Annotated in this window: 2 protein-coding genes; both read right to left on the reverse strand. The window is 56.6% G+C overall.

All coding sequences use genetic code 11. The annotated features are described in order from the left end of the window. Positions 1-871 (reverse strand): hypothetical protein (locus tag B3W37_RS03735; protein ID WP_483174828.1); only part of this gene is annotated, 871 nt, incomplete at its 3' end. A gap of 326 nt (positions 872-1197) precedes the next feature. Next, positions 1198-7536, reverse strand: a complete 6339-nt coding sequence (locus B3W37_RS03740) for an InlB B-repeat-containing protein (RefSeq protein WP_483174829.1) — start codon at positions 7534-7536, stop codon at positions 1198-1200. Between the last annotated feature and the right edge of the window lie 37 nt (positions 7537-7573).

The raw sequence follows: 7573 nt of genomic DNA on the forward strand, positions 1-7573 counted from the left end.
TGGCCAGAATCTCCTCTTTTTGGGCAGGTTCCAGCTCTTTGACGGTAATTTCCACCTGGGCTTCCCCGGCGGAGGTCGACTGTTTGAACTGTTCCGTCAGCAGAGAGCCGGCGGGGAATTCCACCTGCACGCCTTTGTTCTCCAGAATCAGGGGTTTGCCTTCATTGACACTCTTGAGGGTATTCGGGGAGAGCAAGGCTTTCCCGTCGGTTTTGTTCTCCAGGCTGAGTTTGGCCTGGCCGGTTTGCGTCAAGGCATCCTGCAAGGCCTGGTCATCACTGGCACTCGGGTTTACGGGAGTGTTTCCCCCGCCTCCTCCCCCGCCCCCGCCTCCGCCGGGGCCGGCAGGGTCAGAGATGGTAATATCAAGGGGATTGGCGGTGGATGCATAAGTACCCAAACCGCTGCTCTTATTGACCTTGTAGTCTGTGCTCTCGATCCTGGTTGTACCGGCTTTTAAAGCTTCCAGTTTAAAAGTGCCCACGGTCAGAGAACTATTCTGTTGTAAACCGGAGCCGGTTAAATCGACCAGGCTCATGATCACTTTTTGATGAACATTGTCGCTCATGGTGCGTATCCCCGAGTCGACATCGGCAGCAGTCGAAATTGAACCATCAACCAGGGTGAAATATCCGCTGTTATACTTTATTTCATCCTGCATCGAGTATAAAAGATAGGGTGCGTTCTCATCGGTGCGTTCGAGCACCAATTGGACGGTGATCACATCTCCCACCCGGATGTTTGTCGCAGTGGAAGACAGCTTAAAAGAATAGGTCATATTCCTCGCATCCGCCGTCGCAGCAAGCACGGCCGGATTGATTGTCAAGGCTGCGGTTAAGATTATAAACAACAATAATTTTATTTTCTTCATCTTGTTTCCTCCTAATTGAAAATTTTAGTATAACTTGACGCTATATCATGCAGTATACCCTGCCATGGCATGAACCAGAGTCTGCGGCCTGAAAAGCTTAACCATCCCGTCCCCGCCGCAGGCTCTATGGGGTTTTGGCCTGTTGTTCATCAACTTTTCCAAAGGCCGGGAATACTATCATCCCCCTTTCCTCCCCGGCCTTCTCCCAGACTTCTTAAGCCTGCCTTCCGGCAGGCTTCGCTTCAGAAGCCTGTTCCTCGTTAATCCTGGGAAACTTTGCCCATTGGGTTTTACCGACCGGACTTCACCCGCCCGATGGACTCCGCTTACACTTCCTGGTTCTGCACCAGGCTGACGATGATCTGCACGTCAGTGGTGTCGGTAGAGCCGTCGCCGTTGACGTCGGCTGCCAGGCGCATCAACCGGGATACGTTGGCAAAGGCCGGGTCGGTCAGGTACACTCCCGTATACAGATCATAGACCAGCTGGGCGTCGATGATGTTCACCAGACCTGAAGGACTCTGGTTGACATTGCCGTCATAGTTGATCTCCGGCGCCGTGCCTTCAACACAGCTGATGCCGGCAAGAGCCGTCTCTTCATTCACCTCAGATGCCGCAAAGCATACAAATAACTCATATTTTTCGGAGTAATACATGTCCGTATCGTTGTACTGGTATTTGTGGCCTTCAGGCGGATTGGCTGCAAACTTCAATACTTTGAAGCCAGTAGGGGCCCCCTTGTAGTCGTCGAAGCCGATAAAGCTCACCGTGCCCTTAAGCTTTTGGGTGAGAGTCACGATAATATCTGCGGTCAAGGCGCTGCCGGGGATGGTGTAGATCCCTTCAATGGCGGTCAATATCACCGGGCTGCCGCTTCCTACCGTGTAGGCTACGCTGACGATCTCCTTGCCGGGATCGGGGGTGATGCTGAATACCACGTCGGCACCGTAGCTGGCTTGGCCTTCCTCAACTCCGGAGATAACTGTCGCCTGCTCGGGCAGGATGATGCTGACGTTGATATCCTGGGTGGCTGTGGCGGTATAGGCGGCATTGGCGGTGAAGGCTGTGGCTGCTATGCTTTCATAATCCACATTGCCGCTGCCGTCATTCCACAGGGGGCTGTCCAGTACATAGCCGGTATCCGCTGTGGCAACCGGTTCAACAAAAGCTGCGGTGTAGAAGTTGTCGGTGTACAGTCCGGGTACTCCATATTTGGTATAGGCGGTGGCACTGTCCATGCTCACATGGGCTCCCGCTGTGAAGCTCACGGTCAGGTTGTGCACATTGACGCTTACGTTGGCTCCAATTGCTGCTGCTTCAGGGTCGCTGGGATCGCCGCTGGCTCCCACCAAAGCTGAAATGACGGAAAATACCGCCTCATTGCTGCCTGCCGGGAGGTCGTGTCTTACCCGGAAGCTCAGGCTGCCCTGATTGCCGGTAGGGGTGCTGGAACCAACTCTGGTGATGACCAGCTTGCCTGCCGACGGGTTGTCGGTGACGGTGAAGCCGTTTCCTAAGCTGCTGCCGCTGTAGTTTACCCTGCTCTTGTCATAGCTGACTGTGGTCTGCAGAGCGGCGTAGCTGCTGATGCCCTCTGAACCATCTACCTTGAGATTAACGCTGACGGTTTCTCCGGGGTTCTTGTCGGTGTCGGCCGTGGATAGTCGCACAGTGTAGCCGTCGGGCTGCTCTGTCTCTACCTGCACAGTGATGGTGTAGGTTTCGGCAGGGACGAGTTCGGCATAATTGCCGGGATAAGGGCCGTTGTTCATGCTGGGCCATTCGGGGTCGCCGCACACCACGCTGATGACAGTTCCGTCACTGATGGGAATGGTGGCGGTGCGCTTATACTCAGTTCCCGAGCCCTGGGTGCCCAGATAGCTGCGCACCTGGAAGTTCTTGTTGGTAGCCGTGGGTGTGACGATAACGCCCTCGGTTCCCTCCGGCACTGTCAGGGTATAGGTATGGGTATCTTTGTCGAAGGTGGGAGACGGTGTCCCGATGCTGAAGGCGATGGCTTTAACCGTTTTATCGTTGTTGTCCCAGGTGCCGCCCAGGTCCACGCCCCAATTGGTGGTGTACATGATGCGGATCTCATCCCCGGCTTCCAGGGTACCCGCCGCCACTGTGACGCCGCCGAAGCCGGTGTGGGTAAACCAGTCGTTTAAGGTGCCCATCCAGCCGCCGCCCTGGCCGCCGGCGAATTCCCCCAGGCCGTTGATGGAGGAGATGTAGTTGTTTTCAGCGCCTACCTGAGTAGCCTCCACCGTATCCAGGGCCGCCACCACACAGCTCATCATGGTGCTCTCTTCATCGATATCCACCCAGGTATCCGCCAGGGCGCCGTCCCAGAGAGCGCCGGCGCTTTTCGGATAAGTGGTGTTCTCCACGATCACCCGCACCCGGCCCTCAACGACTGGGCCATCATACTGCCAACTTGCCGTCAGGGTCAACTCCGCGGGCATATCCGTGCTGTATTCGCTGTAGCTCTCTGCTCCTGAATACCAACCCAGGAAGGTATAGTTATCCCGGACCGGAATGGGGAAAACCTTATCCTCAGTATCGGCGTCATAATAGCGGGTGATGGAGGTCTGTCCTTCCACCCGGCCTCCGTTGGCGTTGAAGGTAATTTGGCTGCTGACGGAGGGCTCGCCGCTATCGGTCAGCGTCAGGTAATAGATAACAGGTTCCTTGGTGCCCTCTTGTACGATCACGCGGACCATGCCATGGGAGGGAGCTTTTGAAAAGGTCACGTTTTTAGTACGGCTGCTATTGATATAAACGTTGGATCCCTCGCCGGCGTCGACCGTCACGTTAAAGCCGCCGCTGACCTCCACATTATAGGAATAAACTCCGGCCTCTAAAGGGACCGCCTGCCCGTCAACGGTAATAGAACTGGGCGCAGAGGTTTTCCCGACGCTGCTTGGCCCACCCGCTGCCTGAACCATGTTAACCTCGGTTGATTTTTCGCCGATAGCGCCGTTAATAATATTGCTGGCGGTCTGCACCTTGATGTAGTGGATCCCGTCGGGGAAGCTGACCGGCTGGCCGGACTCGTCCACCGCCCAGGCCAGATCCATCATACCGTTTACGGTCCCGAGGTAGGGGTTTATGACCATGGTACTTATCTGGCCGACGTCGGCATACCCAAAATCTGGGAACATCGGCACAGTGTTGCCGTATTCGTTTTCCCCGCTCTGCGCCGACAACAGCACCCCGCTGAGGGTGATCGCGTTTTCCGAGCCCTCCGGCCAGGCAAACAGCGGATAATTCTTCTTGAGCGGATAGAAATAGTTGCTCAGGCTGGTCACGCCGTCCAACGTGCCCTGGGTTCTGCCGTTGGACGTTCTGGCATAGGTGATGGTTTTATACTGGGCGCAGTCGTCATAGTGGAGAGAACCAGCCAGGGCGTACCAGTTTTCGCCGTCCTCCGACACCCAGACCTGGCCCGGCTCCGCGAAGCCGCCCCCCCCGTCCACGGAATTGCCGGAAACGACAAATTCCACGCCATATGGACTGTTGGGATTGTCGTAGATGGCATTCCTGTAATAATAGGTGATGTACCCGGCGAAATTGCCGAGGGAGGTGGGGCCGCTGTACATCCCTTCTGCGGTCGTTCTAGCGCTTCCTATCAGCGAGGAAACACCGTTGAGCCCGTAGGGCAGTTGGACCTCTCCAATATAGAACATGCCGTTCGTATACTGGGAATTGATGCAGAGGTAGTCGGTGACGGCGTCCGGCATCCCGCTGTATAACTGGCTGTGGCAGGTGACGATGTAGGTGGTGGTCTGATCACCCAAGCTGAGAACGATGGTGTTGGCAGTGCCTGTCGTACCGCCAGAGGTGTTCAGGGACAGGGAGCACTTGTCCCCCGCTGTGACCGTCTGTGGGTCGCCGTTGACCGTAACGCTGACGCCGGCGGGAACGGTAATATCCATCAAACCATAGGCCTTGCCGTAGAGGACCACGACGTGGGCGTCATGCTCATCATAGAGGGGCTGCTCCATGATAAACTGGCCGTTTTTCATCTCCGCTTTGATGATGACCGGGGCGGAGGAAACGCTGATTTCCTGCTCAACACTATATCCCCCGTAGGAAATGATCACCTTGTCGTCTGCCAGCGTCAGCGGGTCGGAGGGGGATACGGCATAGCCGCGCACCTCCTTTTCGCTCCCGTCCTGCAGTTGCGCCATGACCACCATGCCCGCGGGATCGAAGCTCTCTCCGTACAGATAGGCCGTCCTGTCGGGGGGCGTGGCGATGGAGAGGCTCTCCACCGTCTCCGGGGCGGGATCCTCATAGGCCACGGTGAAGTTGAGGGTGAACCTCATTCCGCCTTTGTTTAAGTCTGCATTGCCATTGCTTGTATAGAGAAACACTTCGATGGAAGCGCCTTCATTGGTAAGCGTTGCCGAATATTCGGTATGATTCAGTTTCAGATCGTCCCTGATTTTTTTTAAACCTGCCGCTCCCCCCGGCGGCACCCATTCACTGTCTGACGCTCTGGAACTGCATTTCGAAAGGCCCGGAAACGCCATGTCGCTCGTTACCACCCGGTCTTCAAAATCAAAGGCGGCCGTGATGGTATCGCCTGTCCTGGACGCAGAGCTGAGTACAATATCGTAGGTGTAATCATACATTTGCGAACCGGATTCCAACGCCCATGTGCCCTCGGCGCCCACCACGTCACCGCCGTCAATTGTGATCTTGTTCAGACTGGCGCCGTTATCATAGCTCAGATCCAGCGGGATGTCCCGGGGCTCCCCGGAGTCCCAGCCCGGTACCTCCATGACGGTGATCATCGTCAGGGGCGTGGTGGTGACCGAGATATGGCTGGGCGTATTCCCCTCCTCCAGCGTGTTGGTAATAACGAGAAAATAATACGCCGTCCCGACGTGTGCGGTGGTGGGCATATAGACCGGCGAGTTGGCGCCCGGCTGCGCTATGCCTTCCTCCACGCTGTTTGCCGCGGATGCATACCACTGATAGGTCACGGCGCCGACCCCGGCGGACCCTGGATTGAGATTGGTGATGGTGTATTGCAGGGCCACGGCATTGCTGCCGCGCGCGTAGGTCGCGCTTTTGGGGAGACTAGTGGCGCCTGTGTTATACCCCGGCTTTCTGGCGATGGTATAGACGTCCAGGCCCTCCGTATAGGAATCGGACAGGAGCAGGTAGTGTACCTGCGATTGATGAATTAGCTTGATAACATAGAGATCTGTTCCGAACATGGAACGCCACTCGGGAGTTGTTTCCGGCGCATAGGCATATCCCGACAGGTTCAGTGTCTGATGATACCGTCCGCTTGAACTGCCGCTGGACGGTATTGACGTTTGCCCGTTGATATTTTGCTTTGTGACGGAATTCAAAAGTTGCTGGTCTGTTGAAGAGAATTGGGCCTGGCCGCAAAAGGGCAAGATGAACGCCGGGCCGTCCGGAAAATCCGCGGCGATGCTTGCCGGCGCGAGGAGCGGGGTAAATTCTTCAATCACACCATAGTTAAAATCCAGTCCGAAAAGCGGATCACTGGCCGCCACCGTCAGCGTCACGGTATAGCTTTCTGAAGTTGCTTTGCCGTCGCTGGCAGTGAACACCAGGGTATGCTCACCCGTTGCCGCGGGAATATAGCTGTAGCTGGCGGCGGCGGCGACCGCAGGCAGGCCGTCGATGCTCACCTGATAGGTGAGGGGATCGCCGTCGGCGTCCTCAAATACCGTCGTCAGGTCCAGGGTATAGGCGGTATTGATCTGCACTGCAGCCTCCGCCGCAGAGGGTACGCCGCTCTTCAGAACGGGGGCGCTGTTGCCGGGCGTGCCCTCTATCACCGTCACTGCAGCGATATTACTGGTCGCTACGGCAGTGCTGCCTTCCAGGGTGTTGGTGGCAATCACATAGTAATATGTCGTGCCGAGGCTGTCTGTGGCAGGAATATAGCCAGCGGTGATCGCTCCGCTGATCGCGGTTCCGCCTTCAGTACTGTTGGTGGTGTTGCTGTACCACTGGTAGGTGATGGTGCCGCTATCGCTTACGGTGGCTTCCACCTCAAGTGCAGCTGCGGTATCGCCAATAGTATAAGCAACGGGGTCGGTACTCAGATTGATGTCAAATATGGGCTTCTGCGCCGCGCCGGGTTCTGCTTCCGCCACCGTCACTGCGGCAACGTTGCTGGCAGCACTGGCGGTGCTTTCGCCCAAGGTGTTGGTGGCAATCACATAGTAATAAGTGGTGCCGAGGCTATTTGTCTCAGGGACATAGCTGGCGGCGGTCTCTCCGCTGAGTTCCGTCCCGTCTACAGTGCTGTTTTCGCTGTTGCTGTACCACTGATAGCTGATGGTGCCACCGTCGCTTACAGTGGCTTCCACCGTAAGGGCGGCTGCCGCTTGCCCCACGGTATAGCTGACCGGTTCAGTGCTCAGATCGGTGGTGAAGATCGGGGGCCCCGCCTCAGCTGGTGCACCTTCAACCGTGATCTTGCCGGAGATGAAAGTTACCGGGACCGGCTGTGGCACATCATTGCAGAAATTGCCTGCCTGGCCCTCGCTAAGGTCTACCTCAATCGGGTAATCACCGCCAGCGGCGCCATCCGCCACGGTGAAGTTCAGGGTGAACAATGAGCCGATGCTGCTATTGTTTTCGGCTCCGTTGGAAGTTACAATTGCCGGCATTGAAGCGAGGTTTTTCACCAGGGGCGCCAGGACCACC

It is taken from the genome of Syntrophomonas sp. UBA5494, from assembly GCF_002426325.1.